Source organism: Aquabacterium sp., assembly GCF_030652515.1.
Classification (GTDB): Bacteria; Pseudomonadota; Gammaproteobacteria; order Burkholderiales; family Burkholderiaceae_C; genus Aquabacterium.
Genome location: NZ_JAUSAR010000192.1, coordinates 1 through 21,413, shown reverse-complemented (window position 1 = coordinate 21,413; position 21,413 = coordinate 1). Strand labels below are relative to the sequence as shown.

General features: G+C 64.9%; 11 protein-coding genes and 1 tRNA gene. 10 read left to right on the top strand and 2 right to left on the bottom strand.

Annotation, left to right across the window (positions count from 1 at the left end; translation table 11 throughout):
- The 8 genes from Q7V20_RS22020 (at position 1) to Q7V20_RS21985 (ending at position 17,772) form a co-directional block, all read left to right on the top strand.
- Entirely contained in the window at positions 1 to 2,580 is a 2,580-nt protein-coding gene (locus Q7V20_RS22020; protein WP_304795955.1) for a putative baseplate assembly protein, read from the top strand.
- Positions 2,577 to 5,294, top strand: coding sequence for a hypothetical protein (locus Q7V20_RS22015; protein WP_304795953.1), 2,718 nt, complete (start codon positions 2,577 to 2,579; stop codon positions 5,292 to 5,294). Before Q7V20_RS22020 ends, Q7V20_RS22015 begins: the two co-directional genes overlap by 4 nt.
- Complete coding sequence (locus tag Q7V20_RS22010; protein WP_304795951.1) at positions 5,291 to 7,654, top strand: hypothetical protein; 2,364 nt, start codon at positions 5,291 to 5,293, stop codon at positions 7,652 to 7,654. The genes Q7V20_RS22015 and Q7V20_RS22010 overlap by 4 nt, the downstream gene beginning before the upstream one ends.
- Before the next feature lie 11 nt (positions 7,655 to 7,665).
- The gene (locus Q7V20_RS22005; protein WP_304795949.1) at positions 7,666 to 11,388 is read left to right on the top strand and encodes a DUF6519 domain-containing protein; all 3,723 of its coding nucleotides are present in this window, start codon (positions 7,666 to 7,668) and stop codon (positions 11,386 to 11,388) included.
- Between the two features lie 4 nt (positions 11,389 to 11,392).
- Positions 11,393 to 12,136, top strand: a complete 744-nt coding sequence (locus Q7V20_RS22000) for a carboxypeptidase-like regulatory domain-containing protein (protein WP_304795947.1) — start codon at positions 11,393 to 11,395, stop codon at positions 12,134 to 12,136.
- A 12-nt stretch (positions 12,137 to 12,148) separates the two neighbouring features.
- Positions 12,149 to 13,375, top strand: coding sequence for a DUF4157 domain-containing protein (locus Q7V20_RS21995; RefSeq protein ID WP_304795946.1), 1,227 nt, complete (start codon positions 12,149 to 12,151; stop codon positions 13,373 to 13,375).
- A 5-nt stretch (positions 13,376 to 13,380) separates the two neighbouring features.
- Positions 13,381 to 14,568 (top strand): hypothetical protein, encoded by a 1,188-nt coding sequence (locus Q7V20_RS21990; RefSeq protein ID WP_304795944.1) that lies wholly within the window; start codon positions 13,381 to 13,383, stop codon positions 14,566 to 14,568.
- 108 nt (positions 14,569 to 14,676) lie between these two features.
- Positions 14,677 to 17,772 (top strand): DUF4157 domain-containing protein, encoded by a 3,096-nt coding sequence (locus Q7V20_RS21985; protein ID WP_304795942.1) that lies wholly within the window; start codon positions 14,677 to 14,679, stop codon positions 17,770 to 17,772.
- 30 nt (positions 17,773 to 17,802) lie between these two features.
- On the opposite strand, the gene Q7V20_RS21980 is transcribed toward Q7V20_RS21985, so the two are convergent.
- Positions 17,803 to 19,200: an FAD-binding oxidoreductase gene (locus Q7V20_RS21980; RefSeq protein WP_304795940.1), complete on the bottom strand. Its 1,398-nt coding sequence runs from the start codon at positions 19,198 to 19,200 to the stop codon at positions 17,803 to 17,805.
- A gap of 74 nt (positions 19,201 to 19,274) precedes the next feature.
- Here Q7V20_RS21980 and serA point away from each other — a divergent pair, with 74 nt between their 5' ends.
- Both serA and Q7V20_RS21970 read left to right on the top strand, forming a co-directional pair.
- Positions 19,275 to 20,504 carry a phosphoglycerate dehydrogenase gene (gene serA, locus Q7V20_RS21975; RefSeq protein ID WP_304795938.1) on the top strand — a complete coding sequence of 410 codons (1,230 nt, stop codon included), beginning with the start codon at positions 19,275 to 19,277 and terminating at the stop codon, positions 20,502 to 20,504.
- A gap of 75 nt (positions 20,505 to 20,579) precedes the next feature.
- Positions 20,580 to 21,176, top strand: coding sequence for a DUF6151 family protein (locus Q7V20_RS21970; protein ID WP_304795936.1), 597 nt, complete (start codon positions 20,580 to 20,582; stop codon positions 21,174 to 21,176).
- A gap of 109 nt (positions 21,177 to 21,285) precedes the next feature.
- Here the strand turns inward: Q7V20_RS21970 and Q7V20_RS21965 are convergent.
- Positions 21,286 to 21,362, bottom strand: a tRNA-Val gene (locus Q7V20_RS21965).
- Positions 21,363 to 21,413 lie beyond the last annotated feature (51 nt).

The window sequence follows — 21,413 nt, the reverse complement described above, 5'->3', positions numbered from 1 at the left end:
ATGACCTTGCTGCGCAACGAAGAACGCCTGAGTGACCGCGCCCGCGACCTGGACGCCAAGGGCCTGAACGCCTTCAAGCTGGCCTATGTGACGCTGGAAGCAGCGCCCAAGCCCGCCTTTGCCTGGCTGGAAGTCGAGTTCTGGAACGACAACGCCCTGGCCCCCCTGCCGCCCAAGGAGGCCTTCATGGTGCAAGGCGCCGAGCGCCACCGCGCGGGCAACCCGGCCAGGCCGGTTCAAGTGGTGCAGGTGCAGGCTGGCGCCACCGCCAACACGCTCAAACTGAAGATCGCCCCGGTGGGCGACTACTCGACTTACCTGCTGTGTACCACTGCCGTGGGCCTGTCCGCGCCGGGCAATGCCTTGCCGCTGGCGATGGACCCGCTGCTCAACGCCCTGCCCTTCAAGTTCCGCCCGGGCTGCTTCAACCTCAACTGCACGCCGTCCGAGCGCGTCAAACCGCCCCCCATCGAACCCGAGATCGACTACCTGGCGCGCGACTACGACTCCTTCCGCCACGTGCTGATCGCGGCCATGATGCGACGCGTGCCCAATTGGTCGCCCACCAGCGAAGCCGATCTGGACCAGGTGCTGATCGACCTGATCGCCGCCGATGCGGATGAGCAGGCCGACTACCACGACCGGGTCTTGAACGAAAGGGCCATCGCCACCGCCCGCAAGCGCGTCTCGCTGGCCCGCCATGCCCGCTTGATGGATTACCACATCCACCAGGGCAACCAGGCCAGCACCTGGCTGGCATTGAATGTCACCGCCACGGTGGACCTGCCCGCCACGCCCAACGACGAGTTCGGCGCTTGGACGGGAGAGCACTGGAAAGACGCGGGCGCGGTGATCTTCGCCATGCCGCGCGAAGGCCCGAAGTGGCGCCAGCGCTGCTTTGCACCCCTCAGCACACTGCGCCTGTACACCTGGGGCGACACCGTCACCGCCCTGGCCAAAGGGACCACAGAAGCGGACCTGACCGGGCTGTTGCCACTCACCCAGGCGCAAGCCGAGTCACTGCGCGATCTCTTCCTCGGAACGCACCCCAGCCAGGCACCAGCACCCGGCGCGGAAGACGTGGATGTCGGCGTGGATCACCTGCTGGTGCAGGAAGCCCTGAATCCAGCCACCGGCACCCCCAATGGCGCGCGCACCGCCCAGCGCCAGTTGCTGCGCCTCTTGCCATTGGGCGGCCCCACGCCCCGCGCCCAAACCCTGCAAGATCCCTTCACCAGCGAATGGCTGGTGCGCGTGCGCTGGCTGCTTGAGGACGCCCTGCAACAGAATTTCTGCTTCATCTGCGAATGCTCGGGCGTGGTCATCAACGACGTGAGCTTGTTCCACGCCAACCTGGTTCGCGCCACGCAAGGCCGCCCCCGCATCACCACCTTCCGCGCGCCCGGCCAGCCCTTGGGCAGCGTGGACGAGCACAGCCTGGTGGCCACCGACGAAGCCCGTTATGAGGTCGTCACGCGCCAGCAAGGCAGTGAATCACCTCAACGCGGCGTGCTGTGCCCGTTCCCGGCCTCGCCCTTGGCCTACCGCGCAACCACGCCCGGCGGCGACCTGCCCACGCGCACCACCGCGCAGGTCTCGGTGCAAGGCTTCGCCCAACCCTGGCAGGAGCAGTCCGACCTGATCGAAAGCGAAGGTGACGACGAGCACTTCCTGATCGAGACCGATGAGTTGGGTGGCAGCTCGATCCGCTTTGGCGACGGCATCAATGGCGCGGCCCTGCCGTCCAACGCCTTGGTTCGTTGCCGCTACCGCGTGGGCCAAGGCAGCCAGGGCAATGTCGGCGCCGACGCCCTCGTCAACTTCGACGATGCCAGCGGCGCGGTTCAAAAAGTGTGGAACCCCTTCGACGTGGTCAACGGGCGCGACCCCGAGCCAGTGGCCGAGATCGTGCGCCGCGTGCCCGAGGCCTACCGCCAGCGCCAGTTGCGTGCGGTGACCTTGCAGGACTACGCCAAGCGCGCCGAAGAATTGCCTGGCGTCTCGCACGCCAAAGCCAGGTACGCCTGGACCGGCAGTTGGCGCACCGTGCGCGTGGCCATCGACCCCGTGGGCACCACCGTGCTGGCCGAACCCTTGCGCCAGACCATCGCCAATCATTTGGAGGCCGTGCGCCTGATCGGCGAAGACCTGGAAGTGCGCCCCGCCAGCTATGTGCCGCTGGACATCAAGATGACCCTGTGCGCCCAGCAGGCCTACTGGCCCGAAGACCTGCGCGCTGCGCTTGAAGAAGAGTTCTCTGATAGCTGGACGCGCGACGGCCGCTCCGGCTTCTTCAACCCCGACGCCTGGACCTTTGGCCAGCCTTTGTACGCCAGCCAATTGATCGGCCGCGCCCTGAAGGTCACCGGCATCGGCCGCGTGCTGCGCCTGAGCATGCGGCGCTGGAACCCCGGCACCGGCGGTGGCATCACCGTGGTCGACATCGATCCCTCCGACCTGCCCGAATCGCGCACCGAGAAGCTGGACGTAGGCGCCTTCGAGATCATCGTCGTCGCCAATGACCCGGACCACCTGGAAACCGGCCGCATCACCTTCGAGATCACCGGAGGCCGCCGATGAGCTGCGACAACGACTGCCGCCAAGCGGCGGACTTCCCCAAGGTGGTCTTCAACCGACCAGGCCTGTCCACCATCGGCTACCGCATCGGCAGCTATGCTGACCTGCGCGAACACATGCTGTCCTTGCTGGACGCCAGCCCTGCGTTGGCCGCGTGGACGCACCGCCTGCCCGACGACCCCGGCATCGCCCTGATCGAAGCCGCCGCCGAAGTGGGCGACATCCTCAGCTTCTACCAGGACTTGTACGCCAACGAGGCCTACCTGCGCAGCGCCAAATGGCGTGACAGTGTGGCCGACCTGGTGCGCCTGCTGGGCTACCGCCTGGCGCCGGGCGTGGGCGGCAAAGCGCGCTTTGCCTTCGCGGTCAAAGGCACGCAGCCTGTGGTTCTGCCCATGGGCCTGGGCGTCAAGGCGCAACTTGAGGGCGAGGACAAGCCCGCCGTCTTCGAGACCAGCCGCGAGCTGATCGCCCACCCCGCTTTGTCACAGTTCCACCTGTACCGGCCCCGCCAGGTGCCCGCCATCCGCCATGGCACCGACACCTTCACGCTGGTGCTGGACGCGGGCACGAACGTGAGCCTGAAAGCGGGTGACCGCGTGATGGTCGGCGTGGCGCGCGGCAGCGGCGATGCCTACGACCACCTTCAAGTGCTGGTGGTGGACAAGACCTGGGAATCCTTTGGCAGCACGGTTGTGAAGATGAAAGGCGGCGTCACCAGCTTGAAGAAACTGACCTTGCTGGCCTTGCCTTTGACCTTCAGTTTCAGCCTGAGCGCGCCAGCCATCTCGTCCAGCATCAGCTTGCTGTCCTCGACCACCATCCTGGCCGCTGGCCTGGGCGTGCCCGCGCTGACTTCGACGCCACGCCTGCAAGCCTGGAAGCTGGGCAGCACGCATCGGCACTTCGGGCACAACGCGCCCGCGCAGCAGGTCGTGGTCGACAGCCTGGGGCGTGCCGTCACGGCAGAGGTCTCGTACAAACGGCGGCTCAACGCCAACACGGGCGCACCTTCGGTGCCCAGCTTGAGCGCCACGCAAATGCCCTTGGATGGCGAGGTGAGCAGTGTCGTGGCCGGAACCCGGATCCTGATCGAGGCCAACCTGCGGGCCAGCAGCAACGGCAGTGACCGCAAGCGCTTGCTGGAGCGGCGCGTGTCGCAGGTTGATCGGCAATCCTTGACCTGGGGGCCTTTGAGCGGCGCCAGCACCGTGCTGAGCCTGGACGATTCGCTGGCCATCACCGAGTTGTTCACCACCCTGGGCCATGCCGACATCCGTGGCATCAGCTTCCACGAAGTGGTGGGCGAGCCCTTTGGCTTGCATGCAGACTTCACACCCAGCCTGGCGAGCAAGGGCGATGAATTGCACTTCTATGGCACGGCGCAAGAGGCTGCGGCCCTGGCGAAGCGGAGCCTGCTGCTCAAAGGGCCAGGCGATGACTTGACCCAGGCCACCGCACTGTCGGTGGACACGGCGGGTGTCGATGCCAACCAAACCGGCTTTCATCGCGTGCAATTGGACCGCGAGTTCACCTACGCGCAGTTTGGCCACGACGATCCCCAAGTCACGGTCTACGGCAACCTGATCGAGGCCACGCAAGGCAAGACCGAAGCGCAAGTGGTCTTGGGCGATGGCGATGCCCGAGCCACCTTTCAGACCTTCGCCCTGCCCAAGACCCCGCTGACCTACCTGCTGGACACCACGCAGTCTCCACCGCACTGGCCCCAGGTGCAGGTGTGGGTGAACGGCATCGAATGGACCCGCGTCGACAGCCTGTTTGGATGTGGCCCCAAAGAGCACGTCTACATCGTGCGCGAAGACGCCGAAGGCAAGAGCTGGGTGCAGTTTGGCGATGGCAAGACGGGCGCGCGACTGCGCTCAGGCCGCGGCAACGTCGTCGCCGTGTACCGCACGGGCGATGGCGCACATGGCCCGCTGAAGGTGGACGCCAAACCCCAGGCTGACAAGAAGCCCGCCGGGCTGGACGCTGTCTTCATGCTGGAACCGGTCACCGGCGGTGCCAAGCCGGAAACCGAAGACGGCGCCCGCACCGCCGCACCCGGCACCATGCAAAGCCTGGGGCGCATCGTCAGCCTGGCCGACTACGAAGCCGAAGCCCTGTCCATCCCCGGTGTCCTCAAGGCCCGTGCCGCCTGGGTCAGCGTGGACGGCTCGCCGCTGGTGCGCGTCACCATCTTGACCGACGGCGCGCTGGAGGCCGATGCCCTGGCCGCCGCCGACGCCTTGCGCACCGCCGTCCGCACGCGCGGCGCGGGGCGCTGCCCACTGCTGGTGGTCCAGGGCGCGCGCACCGAGGTGGCCTTGAAACTGGTCGTGGGTTATCAAGCCACTCGCCGCGCGGAAGACGTGCGTGCCGCCATCCTGCAAGCCCTGGGTGCCACGGGCGAAGAAGGGGATGGCATTGATTCATCGCGCGGCCTGTTCAGTTGGCAGCAACGACAGTTCGGCGAAAGCGCGCATGGCTCGCAAGTGGTGGGCGCGGTGCAAAACGTGCCGGGTGTCGCCTGGGTGCGCTTGACCAGGATGTCCACGCACCAGCCGCAGTTGCTCCTGTCAGGCTTGGCCTTCCCCACTCTGCACATGGCCACCGCCACCCAGCGCTCACTGCCCTGCGCCAGCGACCGATTGCTCTCACTGCCATCCACCGCTTTGCAACTGCAACTCGCCGCGGACAAGGAGGCCCAGCCATCATGAGCTCACCACGCCAGCCCCTGTTCGAGCGGCTCCCCGAGATCTACCGCATCCGCGACACCGAGCAAACGCCGCCGGGCCAACTGCAAGCATTCCTGGGTGTCATTGAAGACGCGATGGCCGCGCTGCATGCCCGCACCGATGTTCAGTACCACGACCTGTTCGTCGAGCATTGCGACGACTGGGTGGTGGCCTACATCGCCGACCTGCTGGGCACGACACGCCTGTCCGGCGACCCGTGGACCTTGCGCGCCGACGTGGCCCGCACCGTCTTCCACCGGCGCCGCAAAGGCACGCTGGGCGCGGTCGAGTCCCAAGTGTTCACACTGTCCGGCTGGGCCGCCCATGCGGTCGAGATGCGCGAGCGCCTGGCCTGGAACCAACACCTCAACCACCAGAGGCCTGATGCGGGCGGCACGCCACCCTTGAAGCTTCGCACCGACATGCGCTCGGCCGTGCGCGGCGGCACGGCATCACTGCGCGACCCGGCTCTGCTGTCCCTGGTCAATGGCGCTTTCGACCCATTCGCCCGCGTGGTGGACGTCAAGCCACCCACGCTCGGCATGTCGGGCTGGAACCTGCCCAACCTGGCCGTGCTGCTGTGGCGCCTGGAGGATTTCCAGGTGCCTTTGTCGCGCCCCGTGTTCAGGCTGACTGCACCCGTGCCGCCCAGCCCCGGTTCGGCCGCGCTCGCGGTGCGATTTGACGTGCACGCGGAGGGCGAGCCTTGGCCGCTGTTCAACACCCACCGCTTCCACGCCGACGACGATCCGCCCCGCCTGGGCAGCGAAGACGAAGTACCCGGCCCCATGCCCACGGCACGCCTCACCGACGGCACCCCGGCTGGTCGCTCTGCCCAGTACGTGTCCGTGCAAACCTACAGCGATCCGCGCAACGCCCACCCGGGCCCGGACGCCGTCGGCCTGGTCCTGCACCTGCCCGCCACGCCCTTCCTGGGCCAGGCCTGGCAGGTCCGGGGCGCCAACCTCTGCGCCTGGGAATCGGGCTTGGCGCCCCCATTGCGCGCCTGGGAAGTCGTCATCGACCCCGAGCGTGGTCGCCTGGTCTTTGGCGTGCCCGATGCCAACCCGGCCACGCAAGCCACACCCTTGCAGGATGGGCTGCTGGTCTCGGCCACCCACGCTCTGGCCGGCCCAACAGGCGCGCAGCCTGTCAAGCGATCTGCCCTGCCCGCCACCTGGCCCGCCGAGCAAACCTACGAGCTCAAGACCATCAACTGGTTCGACGACCCCTTGACCTTGCAGAAGGCACTGGACGGTCTGCCCGCCCGCACGCGCCCCCTGGTCATCGAGATCACCGACAGCCAGACCCATGTGCTGGACCTGAACGCGATCAACGGCATCGGCAATGACGCTGGCGTGCTGTCCCTGCGCTTGGCCCATTCGCTTTGGATCCGCAGCGCGCCAGGTCAACGCCCGGTGGTTCGCCTGCGCCAGCCGCTGCGCGTCAGGCCCACGCAGATCACCGGCCCTGGCGCCATCAACGCCGAGCAACTGGAAGTGACGCTGGAAGGCCTGTACCTCACCGGCGATGCCGCCTTCCCGGCCACCGATGCCCTCGTCATGCAAGCCGCGCTTGGCCAGTTGAACGTGCTGGGCTGCACGCTCGATCCCGGTGGCGGCCTGGTCCTGGACGGCAGCGTGACCGGTACGCGCGCGCCCATCTGCCGGGCCATGCGACTGGGCAACGACTACGGTCTCGTTTCGCCCGACCTGGACGCCTTCGACCAGGTACCCGCCTTGACAATAAAGCGCAGCATCACCGGCCCGCTGGCCATCGACACCGGCTACCTGCTGACCTTGAGCGACAGCATCGTCGACGCGGGCAGCGGCATTGCAGCGGCCACGCCCTTCGCCCTGGCGATTGGCGCGGCCACCGGCAACCCCGACCTTGAATGGGGCCCCGACCTGGTCATCCAGGGGGTCACCATCTTCGGCCGCACCCGCGTGCAAACCGCGCGCGGCGAAAGCGGCCTGTTCGTGCACCGCCTGGAAGTGCACGACAACCAGGACAGCCACACGGTGGAGATTGGCCTGCCTCAGCGCGGCAGTTGCCTGAAGTTCTGCTGGTTCAGCGGCGAGCACGACCGGCTGCCACAGCACTTTGCCTGCGTATTCGGCCCGCGCGCCCGCCTTCGCTTCACCTCTGAATGGTTCGGCCAACCCGGCTACGCGCAACTGCGGCCCGACTGCGACCGGCGCGTCCGCGAAGGCGGCAGCCACGACGACGAGATGGGGGCTTTCGGCTACCTGCTCAACACGCACAAATGGAAAAACATCGGGATCCGACTACGTGAGTTCATGCCGGTTGGCGTGCGCCCCGTGCTGATCCCGATCACTTGAGGGACACGATCATGAAGGGCGATTTTTCATTCCTGGCTTTTGACACGGAGCCGCACTACTCGGGGGTGCTGCACCAGCAAGGCCGCGTGCTGCTGGACCGTGACTGGAACGAGGCCGCCGCCATTGCTGCAACTTGGCAGTCTGCCGTGGGCCGCGACACCTTTGGCCCTGGCGTGCTGGCCGTGCCCTCGTCCAACACCAAGGCCTTCAAGGCGCTGAGCGCCAGCACCGACGGTACCCTGGTCAAGGTTGAACTGGATGCCGGGCGGGCCTGGGCCGATGGCCTGTCGATGACCCTGGACCTGCCGTCCACCTTCATCGCCAGTTACTTCGCGCCGCCATTCCAGACGCCACAAGCCACCCCCGCCAGCATCGCCGATGGCGTCCGCGACTTGCTGGTGCTGGACGTGTGGGAAGACACCGTCAGCGGTTTCCAAGACCCGCTCAACCTGATCGAACCGGCCCTGGGCGGCCCCGACACCACCGAGCGCACCCAGTCCTTCGCCAATCTGAAGCTGCTGCGCCTGGGCCCCAACGACGATTGCAGCGCGGCCGCTGGCCTGGCCGATGACTTCGGCGCCAAAGGCAAGCTCACCGTGTCGCCTGCCCCCGTGCTCACCATCACGGGCGACTGTCCGCTGGAAGCCGGTGGCGGATACACCGGCCTGGAACACTACCTGTACCGCATCGAAGTGGCCGCACCCGATGCGGCCAATCGGGCGCGCTTCAAGTGGTCGCAGTGGAACGGCGGCCTGGTCGGCCGAGGCCTGTACGCGGCAGCGGCCCCAGGTACCGGCACGGTGACCATCACCGCCAATGACCAGATGATCAACCACTGCGGGGTCACCGACTTCTACCTCGAAGCGCTGGCCTTTGACCCCGGCCTGGGCAGTTGGCGCATCACCCTGACCGCCGATGCCACCTTGTCGCAAGACGGCATCCTGTCGCTCACCAATGTGCAAGGCCCCTGGCCCGCCGTGACGCCCGCCACCGGCTTCTTCCGCCTGTGGAACGGCATCGAACTCGTCGCCAACTTCCCGGTCGGCGGCCCCAATCCGGTCGAGTTGAAAGACGGCATCCGCCTGGAGTTTGACGCCGCCACCGCCAGCAACGCCAACTACCAGATTGGCGACTACTGGACCTTCCCGGTGCGCGCCTCGGGCGCCGCCTTCGAACCGCCCGTGTGGCCGGCCAACGCACCGCCACAAGGCGTGCACCACCACCGCGTCGCCCTGGCCATCCTGAACTGGAACGCCGCGCCGTCCACCACCATCACCTGGGCCGCCGGCCAGATCGACGACTGCCGCCGCATCTTCCGCCCGCTCACCAACCAGAAGATCTGCTGCACCTACAACGTGGGCGATGGCCGCACCAGCCATGGCGATTTCGACTCCATCGAAGAAGCTCTGCAGCACCTGCCTGCCAGCGGGGGCGAGATCTGCCTGCTGCCCGGCCTGCACCAGACCAACGCCGTCATCGACGGCCGGCGCAATGTCAAGATCAAGGGCTGCGACACCAAGACCAAGGTGATCCCGCGCAAAGACGGCGCCAAGCTGCCCATCTTCACCATCCGCGACTCGGTCAACATCAGCCTGGAACACATGGACATGGTGACCCTGGGTGGCACCGCCATCGTCATCAGCGCCAAGAAGGCCGGTGAGGTGGTGGACATCGAAGTGGCCCACAACCGCATCCTGGCCTGCACCAACGCCATCCGTGCGCGCAATGTCAAAGGCGCCAACATCCACCACAACCGCATCCGCATGCTGGACAAGCGCGGCAGCGACGTGGCCATCTACCTGGCGGGTGACGACAGCCTGATCGAGCGCAACGACATCCGCCTGGTGCCCGCCCTTCGCATGCCGCCGATCGACGTGCCCACCGAACCCGATCCACTGGACCCCAACGACCCCTGCGCCAAGCTCGACATCGTCTACTTCAACCCCCGTCTGTTCATCAGCTACGTCAACACCGTCTGGGAGATCCTGCTGCTCCCATTGACCCTGTTGACGCAGCCCTACCGGGCCTTGGGCGGCATCCAGTTGGGCGGTGGCTGTGAGCGCGTGCGGGTGCTGGAGAACACCGTGGTCGGCGGCGCCGGCAATGGCGTGACCTTGGGTGCTTCCCTGCCAGCCCCCGAACCAGAGCCCGAACACGTTTTCACCCTGCCGCAAGAATCGGGCGTGATCGGCCTGGTGCTCGGCCCCGACGGCAAGCCGCGTGCAGGTGTGCAGATCACCCTGACGGACACCGCCACGGGGGACACCCGGGTGGAAGTGAGCGGTGCCGATGGCACTTTCCGCTTCGGCAGCAACCCCGCCACTTTCCGCGTGACCGAAGGCGAGCCGGGCTTGAGCATCGACAAGCTGGACCTCCAGCCCATCCCGGGCGCTCAGCGCTTCGACCTCACCATCACCTTGAAAGACGACGAGAAGCCCACGCGCGAAGACAGCGGCTTCCTCTATGACATCACCATCGAGCGCAACACCCTGACGGCCATGGGCCTGTCCGGCATTGGCGTGACCGCAGCCACGCAAGAAGCCAGCAAGCTGCGAAGCAGCGCCCTGGCAACGGCCCTGGGGCAGCTTGGCACGCCCGTGGTGGGCCTGCGCATCCTGGGCAACCAGATCACCGGCTGCCTGTTGAACCTCTTCGACAACGCCCTGCGCAGCACGGCCGCCAAGCAAGGCCTGGGCGGCATCTCCTTGGGCCTGTGCGAGGCCCTGGCCATCGTTGACAACCAGATCGAAGACAACGGCGTGACAGGTGCCAACCCGGTGTGCGGCATTTTCATCGCCTACGGCGAAGACGTGGAGATCACCCACAACCGCCTGGTCAACAACGGCCCCTTGAGCCCCGACATCACGACCGAATCATTGATCCCCGGGCACCGGGGCGGCATCGTGATCAAGCTGGTCAGCAATTTCAACCTGCTGGACCGGCAGGCCATGGCGCAAGGCGAGGCCTTCAGCCAGCGCCCTGCCGCGCGCATCCATGAGAACTTGGTTGATCAGCCCGTGGGCCTGGCCTTGTACGCGGTGGCCTTCGGGCCTGTGCAATGCAACGACAACGCCTTCTCCAGCGAGCTGTCAGGGCTCAGTGCCCAGGAGCGCATGGCCGGCACCGTCTTCCTCTTTGACCTGGGCGGGGTCAACAACGCGGGTGCCGGCTTGCAGCTTCAAAGGGAAGGCAGCCTGACGGCGAACACCGCACCTGCCACACGCGAGGAGGCCGCCACCGGTGCGCAAACGCAAGCGGCCACCGGCCTGCATGCCGCGCCCGCCGCCATGGTGATTCAGCGCGATACCGCCGTGGCCCGGCTGTTCCCGGCCGGCAACGTGATGTTCAACGACAACCAGTCGCGCACCGGGCAAAGCAACACCAGCTTCACCTGCCACCTGATCGCCTCGATGGACGACCTGGCCTACCAAAGCAACCAATCCTTCAGCCTGCGCAGCGGCAACCTGTTCGCCAACGGGCTGCTCATGGGCAACACCCTGCGTGCCACCAACAACCGCTTCAGCGAGCGCGGCCCCGAAACTCTGCTGTCGCTGTTCGCCTTGGGCGTGCGGCTCGTCAACGCCAGCTTCAACCAGGGCGACCACTGCATCGTGGCCAACGACATGAACCCGGCCATGGCCGAGGTCAAGGTCGGCAACCAGGTGCTCAACCCCAGCGCACTGTGCGCCAGCCGCAGCACCACCTCCGGCATCCTCTTCAAACCTCACGGGTGACGTCATGGCCATCATTTCCAACACCGGACAAAAAACCTACAAGAGCGATCTGCAGGGTGCTTTCGAGACCTTGCAGGATCAGCGTAGCGACCTGCTCGGCATGGTGCTCGACGCGCAACTGGCGTCCCGCCTGCTCATCGCAGAAGAAGCCCGCCGCCTTCGATCGGACGTCAACCCGGACGACCCACGCGTGAAGCACTACGCCAATGCCAGCAAGAGCATGCTGCAACGCGTGGCCGCGCTGGAGGTCGAGGTCCAGATCGCCAACATCCGCGTGCCCCCCGTCACCAAAACCGAGACCTTGCTGCAAGGGCGCATCACCGACGAGTCATCAAAGGCAGCCGCGCAGGTTCAGGTCACCCTGATCGACGAAGCCGGCAAGCCTGTGGCGGGCGTGGCGCCAGCAACCACCGATGCCTCTGGCTACTACGCCTTCATCCTGCAACCCGCGCAAGTTGATGCCATCGGCGCCAACCGAAAGCTGACATTGCAGATTGGCAGCGAGAACGGTAAATTGGTGCCGCAGGGCAGCAAGCCGTTCTCGCTGAACGCAGGGCAGATGACGGCCCATGAAACAAAGCTTCAAGCGGGTGAGCTGGACAAGCTCAAGCTGCGGCCTGCCTTCACGGACGTGGCGAAAGAAGCCCCCAAGCCCAGAGCAGCCCCGGGCAAAAGCACCACCAAAGCCACCAAGAACCCCGACAACGAACCCGAAGTCAAGCCTGCCGCCGCCAAACGCAAACGCTGAGGAGTCTTCGCCATGATGAACCACCAACTGCTGGCCAGGTCTCCGGCGCGGGCCAGGTTCTCCAAAGGCGAGCCTGTGCGGCGTGCGCAGGGACGGCCGCCATCGCTGGTTCAGCGGTCCGGCTGCGCTTGCGGTGGCAGTTGCCCGCGTTGCCAGGCCGGGGCATCCTCGTCATTGCGCGTGAGCGAACCGGACGATGCCCTGGAGCGCGAGGCGGACCAGGTCGCCGACAAGGTCATGCGCAGTCCCAGCGCACCCATCGAGCAAAGCGAATCTGAGGATCGCCCCGCTGTTCGGCGCAAACCAATCGGCGACACCGATGCGGCCATGGCTGGCACCCCCGTGGCCAGCGGCCTTCGATCGCCCGGCAAGCCATTGGACTCGTCCACGCGCGACTTCATGGAATCGCGCTTTGGGCATGACTTGGCCGAAGTTCGCGTCCACGATGGTGCCGAAGCCGCCCAATCCGCCGAAGGCATCAATGCCCGCGCCTACACGGTGGGTGCCGACATCGTGTTTGGCGCCCACGAGTACACGCCGCAAAGCCAGTCTGGCCGCCAACTGCTGGCGCATGAACTGACCCACGTGGTGCAGCAGCAGGCCGCGCCCGAGCCCATGGTGAACCGCCTGGTGCGCAGGGCCAATGTGAGTTGTGAAGCCGATGGTTTGACCAACCCGGCCCTCACCGGCGACGAAGTCGTGCAGGCCATCACGGATGCCGATGCTAAAGCGATCACGCTGGCTCAAGCCGCAGAAGACCAGCTCACCACCAACCTGGACTCGGCGCGCGCAGGCGATCCGGTGGACGCGGCGTTCGACACCATCTTGCAGGAGGAGTTGGGGCTGACGCTGACCAACCGCGCCCACTTCCCCATCATCCAGCAGCAGATCACCCGCTTCAACCGTGTCCGCACCACGCTGGAAAGCGGCTACTTGCGCTACCAATGCCTGGGTGGCGAAAACTTCAAGCTCGTGGGCTGCACCGCTGGCGCCTGCGGCACCAACTTCGCCTTCAGTTGCCCCGGCAACCGCCTGATCGTGCTGTGCCCGACCTTCTGGAACACGCCCGACCAGCGCGGCCTGACCCTGCTGCACGAACCCTTCCACGTGTGGTTTTCCATGCTCCAGCATGCCCCCAATGCCTTGCGCCGGGCAGATTCGTCCTGCTTCGAATCATTCGCGGCACGGGTGTCCGGACAAGCCGCGCCCGCATCCTGCGTTGGCCACACGGCAGGCTAGCCCAGATGCCTGCCTTGAAGGCCCCGCAGGCCCATACCACCCGGCTCATCCCCCCCACCACACCACGGCAGACGCCTGGCCCGCGGACCGACGCATCTCCTGCAACCGGCCCGACCGTGCAAAGACAAGGCTGCGCCTGCGGCGGGGGCTGCCAGCGCTGCCAGTCCGCCTCGCCAACCACCTTGCCCATCACCCAAACCGCCGGCCCCGTGATCGCCCGCGACCCCAAGCCCGGCGCCCCCACTGAAAAGGACCACCGCGATGCCGTCAAAGCCGCCATCGCCGCCTTCACCAACGCGGCCACCACGATCGGCAGTGCCCAGGGCAAGGTGGACGCCGCCTCTTTCGAGACCGACATCAACGGCTGGTACGCCAAGGTGACCGACGCCCAGAAACTCATCAAGGACCAGCTCAGCGGCGACACCCTGCTGGACCGAGACCTCCAAGCCGCGTACATCAGTGCCATCCGGGCCTTGATGCCCAAGGCTGCCACCGCGCTCAGCACCAGCGAGGATGCGCTTTATGGCATCAACAGCGCGCGCATCCCCATGTGGGCCTGGCAGTCGGCGCACCGCCAGGAAACGGGCATTTCAACACCGCTTGACCAAGGGCAGGCCGTCGATCCCTTGAGCGGCGAGGTGGGCTTCAGCACATCCAGCGGCGCCAGCGTGAAGATCCTGACGGACATGGTGGACCCCAGCATCACCACGCCAGTCACCCGCCTGCTGATCCCGGTGGACATCCCATTCACCACCTTGATCTCTGGCAAGACAGAGACCATCGACACCTTCACCGCCCCCGCCAACCTGGCCACCATCCAGACCGCCTACCCGCCAGGCATGCCCGGCTCGACCACCTCGGGCTATGGGCGCGGCACCACGACCGAAGACATCGCTGGCGGCAAGGTCAACCCGGCGTCCACCACCTTGCGCTGGCACGAAGGCAACCATGGGCTGGACTATGTCGCCTACCTGAAGGCCCACCCCTTGCCCACCTTCAACGGCACCAGCGGCATGACGCGCCGAAAGTTCACCGACGAGATCGCCACCTACAAAGCCGCCGTCAAGGCCTACGCGGCCAGTGCCGAGAAGGCGTCGAACAAGCTCACCCATTGCGTGGGCACCACCATCGACACCTACAACCAGGCCCACCCGGTGCCTGGCACCAAAATCAAACTTGAATGCACGCCCTGAGTTGCCGCGATGTCATCTCAAAAATCTCCGCCTGCCCATGCCCCCAAAACGCCCGCACTGGCCAGGCGCACTGCCCCTGCGGCACCTTCGGGGCCATTGAGCCAGCTGATGCGCTCGCCATCAGGCTGCGCCTGTGGCGGCGCTTGCCCACGTTGCCAGTCGGCCACCTTGCAGCGAGAAGCCCGCCAAGAGTCCGGCCAGGCGAGTGAACCGCTGGACACCCGCACGGCTGTTGAGACCGCGCAGCGCAGCGGCCAGGCCCTGCCCAATGAACTGCGGTCTTACTTTGAGCCCCGCTTTGGCCGGGGCTTCAGCCAGGTGCGGCTCCACACCGATGGCCAGGCGGCGCAGGCCGCAAAAGGCATCCAGGCCAAGGCTTACACCACCGGGCAAAACATCGTGTTTGGCGCTGGCCAATACGCGCCCGACACCGAGGGGGGCAAACGGCTGCTGGCCCACGAACTCACGCACGTCATTCAGCAGAACGGCCAAAGCACCGGGCCCAGCAGCATCGCCCGCGAGTTCTACGACATCGTGGATGCCGAAACCCAGGCTGAGGAAGAGATCAAGAACAAAAAGTGGAACAAGGCCTACGGCAAGAACCCAGCCACGGCCTACGGCGCCGAACGGGGCACGATTGGCGAGGACGTGACCTTCACTGGCCAGGACAAAAAGCAGAAGACGCGCCACCAGGCGGACCTGGAATCTGCCAGCGAAGCCGTCGGCCCCAAGGGCCAAACCGGCACCCGCATGGACATGAGCAAGGCCTTGACCGACGCTGACGTGGAAGCGGTGATGACCGACCCCGGCTATGGGGACAAAGACCTGGCCCAGATCAAGCAGGCTGCCACCGGCGCGGGCGATCGCCTCACCGAGGCTTTCAGGGTGATGCAGATCGACACCCTGCAAGCGCAAGCCTTGTACCTGACGCACGCCGCTGTCGAATCACGCGGCCTGCGCTCACTGACTGCCCAGGCCGATCCGGCCGTGGTTGGCCAATTCGCTGGTCGGGGGCCCTTGCAGATCACCTTCCGGCAGCAGTACATCAAAGCCCTGGCCTACCTGGACGAACAGGCCGAGCGGCTTGATTCGCAAGGCCAGACCGATGATGCGGCTCTGGCGCGGGCCACCTCCGCAGCCGTCAAGGCCAACCCAACGGCCGCCGCGGATCCACAATACGCCTTCATCTTTTCCGCGGCGGCCATGCACGCCAGCGGCGGGGTGCAGGCCTCGACCGAGATGAACGGCAAAACCGCCAACTTTGGCGGCACTGGCCCAGAAGATCGCTGGGAAACCGGTGGCGACAACTTCGACGCCAAAATTGCGCACTGGACCGGCGAGAAAGCGAAGGGCAACCCCGATGCCACCGAGCGCCTGGCCTTCTGGAATGGCGTCAAGCAGGCCGGCCAACGCAAGACCAAAGCCTATGAACGCGCCCTCGACACCTTGAAGAAGAACGTGGCAACCGAGGCCACCGTGCAACGCAAAGCCACGGTCAGCACGCCGGGCGATGCGCTGGAGCAAGAGGCTGACGCGGTCGCTGATCAGATCATGCGCATGGCCGCCCCTGCCGCCATCAGCTCGACAGGGCCAGTGATTCAACGTGAACCCAGCGCAGCCACGCCACCCACGGCCGATGGAAAAGACCCGGCCAAAACGGAGGCCAAGGCCGACCCCAAGCTGGAGGAAGCTGCCAAAAAGGCGGCAGACCACCCACTCGTGGTCGGGCTGGTCAGCGACATTTACCAAGACTTGCGCTATGGCACGGACTTCTCGGCCGACGAGCGCCAGAAATTCAAACTCAAAGGCACCGAGTCGGCCTCGTATGGCGCGCTGTACAGCGCCGCCATCCTGCCCAATGGGGGCGTGGGCGGCCTGCAATATGGCGACAGCTTCGGCAGCAACCTGTCCACCTTCGGCAAATACCTCGACGCCATCGAACCCCTCACGCCCAGCAACTCGATCAAGACGGACCTGGTCAGCCGCATCGTCGGCCTGCGCGTCGATGAATACCTGGGCAGCGACACCTTCCTCAAGCGCCTCAAGGACAACCACCAGACCTTGATCTTCCTGGCCTCCGCAGCGCAGATCGCCCTCATGACCAAGGACCGTGCTGCCACGCCCACCCCTGATGAAGGCGGCCTGGTCGATGAGACCTGGAACGCCGATTTGCTGCTGGCCAAGACCATGGTCGGCCTCATCTTCAAGGAAAAGCTCAAGGCGCCGGGCATCTTCGACGTGGGGCCACTGCTCACGCCCAGCCACCCCTACTATGCCCAAGACAGCTACTTTGGCGGCAACCTGCCCACCGGGCTGAACGTGGATGCGGCCTCGGGGCCCAACGGTGGCGACCTGCTGCACCTGGGCGGCACGGTCAACCTGGCCAAGCTGGTGGCACCCAATGACCAGAACAAGCTGGGCGCCGCCGACCTGGACGACCCTCGCAAATACCGGGGCTGGCAAGGCAGCGTCTGGGGCGACTACCAGCGCCTGCGGCCCACGCCCGAGCTGGCCGACCAGGGCCGCGTGGCCGATGCGCGATTCAGGGCTGGCGCCTTGTTCGGCAGCGAGGGCATGTTCATCCTGGCCGACGTTGGCGGGCACTACAGCGGGCCACAGGCCAAACAGCTCACCTCCATGTTCTTCACCGAAGGCCTGGCTTATGCGCCTGCCGAAGGCCCCCTCAAAAATGTCGGCTTCAAGGTTACCCACATGAGCTGGAAGGCCGAAGACAGCCTGGCCCCCAAGGATGCCAGTGGCACCCCCACGGCCGGCTCGGTCAACCGCGTGCAACCCTTCGGGTCCTTCGATTTCAAACTGGGCGGGGGCAGCTCATTGGCGGTGGGTGGCAGCGCGGGCATCACATCCACCAGCGGTCAATCCATAAAGCTGTCGGACTGGCGGGGTGACATCTCGTACACCTACCTGGGCAAGGATGGCACCGCCGACAAGCCCGCTTTCCGCATTGAACTGTCGGGCTCCGGCAGCCAGCTTGATTATTTCAACAACCAGTCACCCATGCTCTATGGCGTGCGGGGCAAGGTGCAGATCGACAGCGTGTTCTACGGCGCCCAGGTCAACACAGGGGCTGACAAGATCGACCCAGGCCGGGCCGCGCAGATGGGCGACCCGCACGGAGGCGAAGGCCCGGCGCAGATCTCGGGCGGCAACAGTGTCCTGATCGTGATCGGTGTGCTGCAGTGAGCCGCACGCATCCATCGGCAGCCCAGCCCTTCAAAGGTCAAACACCTTGCCCGGATTCATCACATTGTTCGGGTCAAACACCAGCTTGACGGCCTTCATGTAGGCCAACTCTTCCGGTGATCGGCTGTAGCCCAAGTAGGGCTTCTTGGTCAGGCCCACGCCATGCTCGGCCGACACCGATCCGTCATACCGCGCCACTGTCTCGAAGATCTGAGTGTTCACCGTCGCGCACTTGGCAAAGAAATCGTCCTTGGCCATATCGTCCGGCTTGAGGATGTTCAGGTGCACGTTGCCATCGCCGATGTGGCCAAACCAGACGACTCGGAAGTCTGGGTACTGCTCGGCCACGATGCCATCGATCTCGGCGATGAACGCCGGCACGTGCTGGATCAGCACCGACAAGTCATTCTTGTAAGGCGTGTAGTGCGAGATGGTCTCGGAGATGCCTTCGCGCAAGCGCCACAGTGATTTGGCCTGCGTCTGGTTCTGGCTCATCACGCCATCCACCACCCAGCCCTGCTCCACGCAGGACTCGAACAAGGCCATGGCCTCGTCCACCACCTTCTCGCTCGACGCCTCGAACTCCAGCAAGGCGTAAAACGGCGTTGCTGCCTCGAACGGCCGTGGCACGCCCTGGTGCTTGGTCACCAGTTGCACCGACAGCTCCGAGAAAAACTCAAAGGCGGTCAAATCGAGCTGCTTTTGAAACGCCGCCAGCACCTTCATCACCGCGGCGAAGTCGGGCGTGCCCAGCACCATCACACGCAGATCGCGCGGTGCCCGGTCCAGCTTCATCATGGCCTCGACCACGAAGCCCAGCGTGCCTTCGGCCCCGATGAACAACTGGCGCAGGTCGTAGCCGGTGGCGTTTTTCACCATGCCCTTGTTCAAGTCCAAAAGGTCGCCCTTGCCCGTGACCACCTTCAGGCCCAGCACCCAGTTGCGCGTCATGCCGTACTTGATGACCTTGATGCCGCCTGCGTTGGTGCCGATGTTGCCGCCCAGTTGCGACGAGCCTGCACTGGCAAAGTCCACCGGGTAGTACAGGCCTTGCTCTTCGGCAAAAGCCTGCAGTTGGGCAGTGACCACGCCGGCTTGAAGGCGCACCAGGCGATCTTCGGGGATGAACTCGATGATGCGGTTCATGCGGTCGAAGCTGACCACGATCTCGCCTTGGGCCGCCACCGCCCCCGCCGACAAACCCGTGCGCCCTCCTGAGGGCACCAGGGCCAGCTTCAATTCATTGGCCAGGCGCACGATGGCCTGAACCTCTTCAACCGTCAAAGGAAAAACAATGGCCGATGGCGCGGGCACGCGCACCTTGGTCCAGTCGCATCCCCAGTGCTTCAAGCTGTCGGCCTCGGTCTTGACATGGCTTTCGCCCACGATGGCCTGGAGTCGGGCAAGGATGTCTGGTGCGATCGGCATGACCATTCTTTCAGTGGAAAACCTTCGTCATGGTAGCGTCTGGCTGATCAACACCACAGATGAAGGATTCAGGCATGCAGCAGCTTTCGCTCGACAAGGACAAGATTCGCTTTCTGTTGCTCGAAGGCGTGCACCAGAACGCCGTGGATGTGCTGCATAGAAACGGCTATACCAACATCGAGTACCTCAAGACGGCGCTTGATGATTCCATCCTGATCGAGAAGGTCCGCGACGTGCACTTCCTGGGCATCCGCTCGCGCACCCAGGTGACGCCCGCCGTGCTGGAGGCCGCCAACAAGCTGGTGTCCATTGGCTGTTTTTGCATCGGAACCAACCAGGTGGCCCTGCAGCACGCCATGCGCAAAGGCGTGCCCGTTTTCAATGCGCCCTACTCCAACACCCGCTCGGTGGCCGAACTGGTGCTGGGCCAATTGATCCTGCTGCTGCGCGGCATCCCTCAAAAGAACGCATTGGTGCACCGTGGCGGTTGGAGCAAATCGGCCGAAGGCTCGTGGGAGGCGCGAGGCAAGACCCTGGGCATCGTGGGTTACGGCAACATCGGCTCGCAGCTGTCGGTGCTGGCCGAGTCTCTGGGCATGCAGGTGGTTTACTACGACACCGTCACCAAACTGCCTTTGGGCAATGCCCGCCAACTGGGCAGCCTGAGCGAGCTGCTCGGCGTGGCCGACGTGGTCACCTTGCACGTGCCTGAACTGCCCTCCACGCAGAACATGATCCGCGCCGAGCACTTCGCCAAAATGAAGCGTGGCGCCATTTTCATGAATGCCGCGCGGGGCACTTGTGTCGACATCGACGCCTTGGCCGCCAGTTTGCAAAGCGAACACCTTGGTGGCGCGGCCATCGACGTTTTCCCGGTCGAGCCCAAGGCCAACGACGAAGAGTTCCTGTCGCCCTTGCGCGCTTTTGACAACGTGATCCTGACCCCGCACATCGGCGGCTCCACGCTCGAAGCCCAAGCGAACATCGGCCTGGAAGTGGCCGAAAAATTCGTGCGTTACTCGGACTGCGGCACCACCCTGTCAGCCGTCAACTTCCCGGAAGTGACCATGCCACTGGGCGCGGGCAAGCACCGCCTGCTGCACATCCATGAGAACGTGCCGGGCGTGCTGTCCAACGTGAACCGCGTGTTCGCCGAGAACAACATCAACATCGCCGCGCAAAGCCTGATGACCAACGAGTCCATTGGTTACTTGGTGATGGATGTGGATGCGGCCTATTCAGAAATGGCGCTGCAAAAGATTCAGAGCATCCCGGGCACCATCCGCAGCCGCGTTCTGTATTGATTTGCTGCATTGAAAGCTTTTTTGGCACGCGCTTTGCCAGAGTTGGCATGTCCATCACTTTGAGTGAAATGCGCCATGAAAATTCATTTGCGCTGCCAATGCGGCACCCTGCGGGGCCAGGTTGATTTGGGAAAGGCCTATGGCCGGGCCATTTGCTATTGCAAAGATTGCCAGTCTTACGCCCGGATGCTTGAGCACGAGCGCGATGTCTTGAACCGCCGGGGCGGCACCGAACTCATCGCCACCCTGCCCGCCTCCATTCGTTTCACCGCAGGCATCGAACAACTGGCCTGCCTGACCTTGACCGACAAGGGACCCTTGCGGTGGTACGCAGCTTGTTGCCAGACACCGATCGCCAACACGCCGAAAAACCCCAAGGTGGCCTATGTGGGCTTGATCAGGACATGCCTGGTCACTCAAGCAGCGGCACTCGACCAGTCGATGGGCCCCGTGAAGATCGCGCTGAACACGCCATCAGCACGAGGAAAAGTGGCGCGCACGCCGATCGCCACATTTTTCGGAATGGCCAGGATCTTCAAGAACATCCTGACATCCCGTTGGACTGGCCATGAACAGAAAAATCCCTTCTTTGTGCCAGGCTCCGGCAGGCCGATTCGGCAGCCTGAGCCGTTCAAAAGCACGCGGAACGATGCGCTGAAGCGCTCGGCCTGACAAATCGAAGATGGACAGGCAAAAAAAATGGAGGCATGAGCCTCCATTCATTGGGTACCGGGTTCTGGTTGTTTCCCGGGAAATTCCAAGAGATTTTGTTCAGATCTCTTGGTAGGCGCGATTGGACTCGAACCAACGACCCCCACCATGTCAAGGTGGTGCTCTAACCAGCTGAGCTACGCGCCTTCAAGACCGCTACTATAGCACGGCTTTTTATCTATTTTCGGCGCGCCTTCA

What these genes read in the sequence shown, in the direction of transcription:
- Q7V20_RS21995 (WP_304795946.1), top strand. Translation starts at nt 12,149, where the DNA reads ATGATGAACCACCAACTGCTGGCCAGGTCTCCGGCGCGGGCCAGGTTC.
- Q7V20_RS21990 (WP_304795944.1), top strand. Translation starts at nt 13,381, where the DNA reads ATGCCTGCCTTGAAGGCCCCGCAGGCCCATACCACCCGGCTCATCCCC.
- Q7V20_RS21985 (WP_304795942.1), top strand. Translation starts at nt 14,677, where the DNA reads ATGCGCTCGCCATCAGGCTGCGCCTGTGGCGGCGCTTGCCCACGTTGC.
- Q7V20_RS22000 (WP_304795947.1), top strand. Translation starts at nt 11,393, where the DNA reads ATGGCCATCATTTCCAACACCGGACAAAAAACCTACAAGAGCGATCTG.
- Q7V20_RS22005 (WP_304795949.1), top strand. Translation starts at nt 7,666, where the DNA reads ATGAAGGGCGATTTTTCATTCCTGGCTTTTGACACGGAGCCGCACTAC.
- Q7V20_RS22010 (WP_304795951.1), top strand. Translation starts at nt 5,291, where the DNA reads ATGAGCTCACCACGCCAGCCCCTGTTCGAGCGGCTCCCCGAGATCTAC.
- serA (WP_304795938.1), top strand. Translation starts at nt 19,275, where the DNA reads ATGCAGCAGCTTTCGCTCGACAAGGACAAGATTCGCTTTCTGTTGCTC.
- Q7V20_RS22015 (WP_304795953.1), top strand. Translation starts at nt 2,577, where the DNA reads ATGAGCTGCGACAACGACTGCCGCCAAGCGGCGGACTTCCCCAAGGTG.
- Q7V20_RS21980 (WP_304795940.1), bottom strand. Translation starts at nt 19,200, where the DNA reads ATGCCGATCGCACCAGACATCCTTGCCCGACTCCAGGCCATCGTGGGC.
- Q7V20_RS21970 (WP_304795936.1), top strand. Translation starts at nt 20,580, where the DNA reads ATGAAAATTCATTTGCGCTGCCAATGCGGCACCCTGCGGGGCCAGGTT.
- Q7V20_RS22020 (WP_304795955.1), top strand. Translation starts at nt 1, where the DNA reads ATGACCTTGCTGCGCAACGAAGAACGCCTGAGTGACCGCGCCCGCGAC.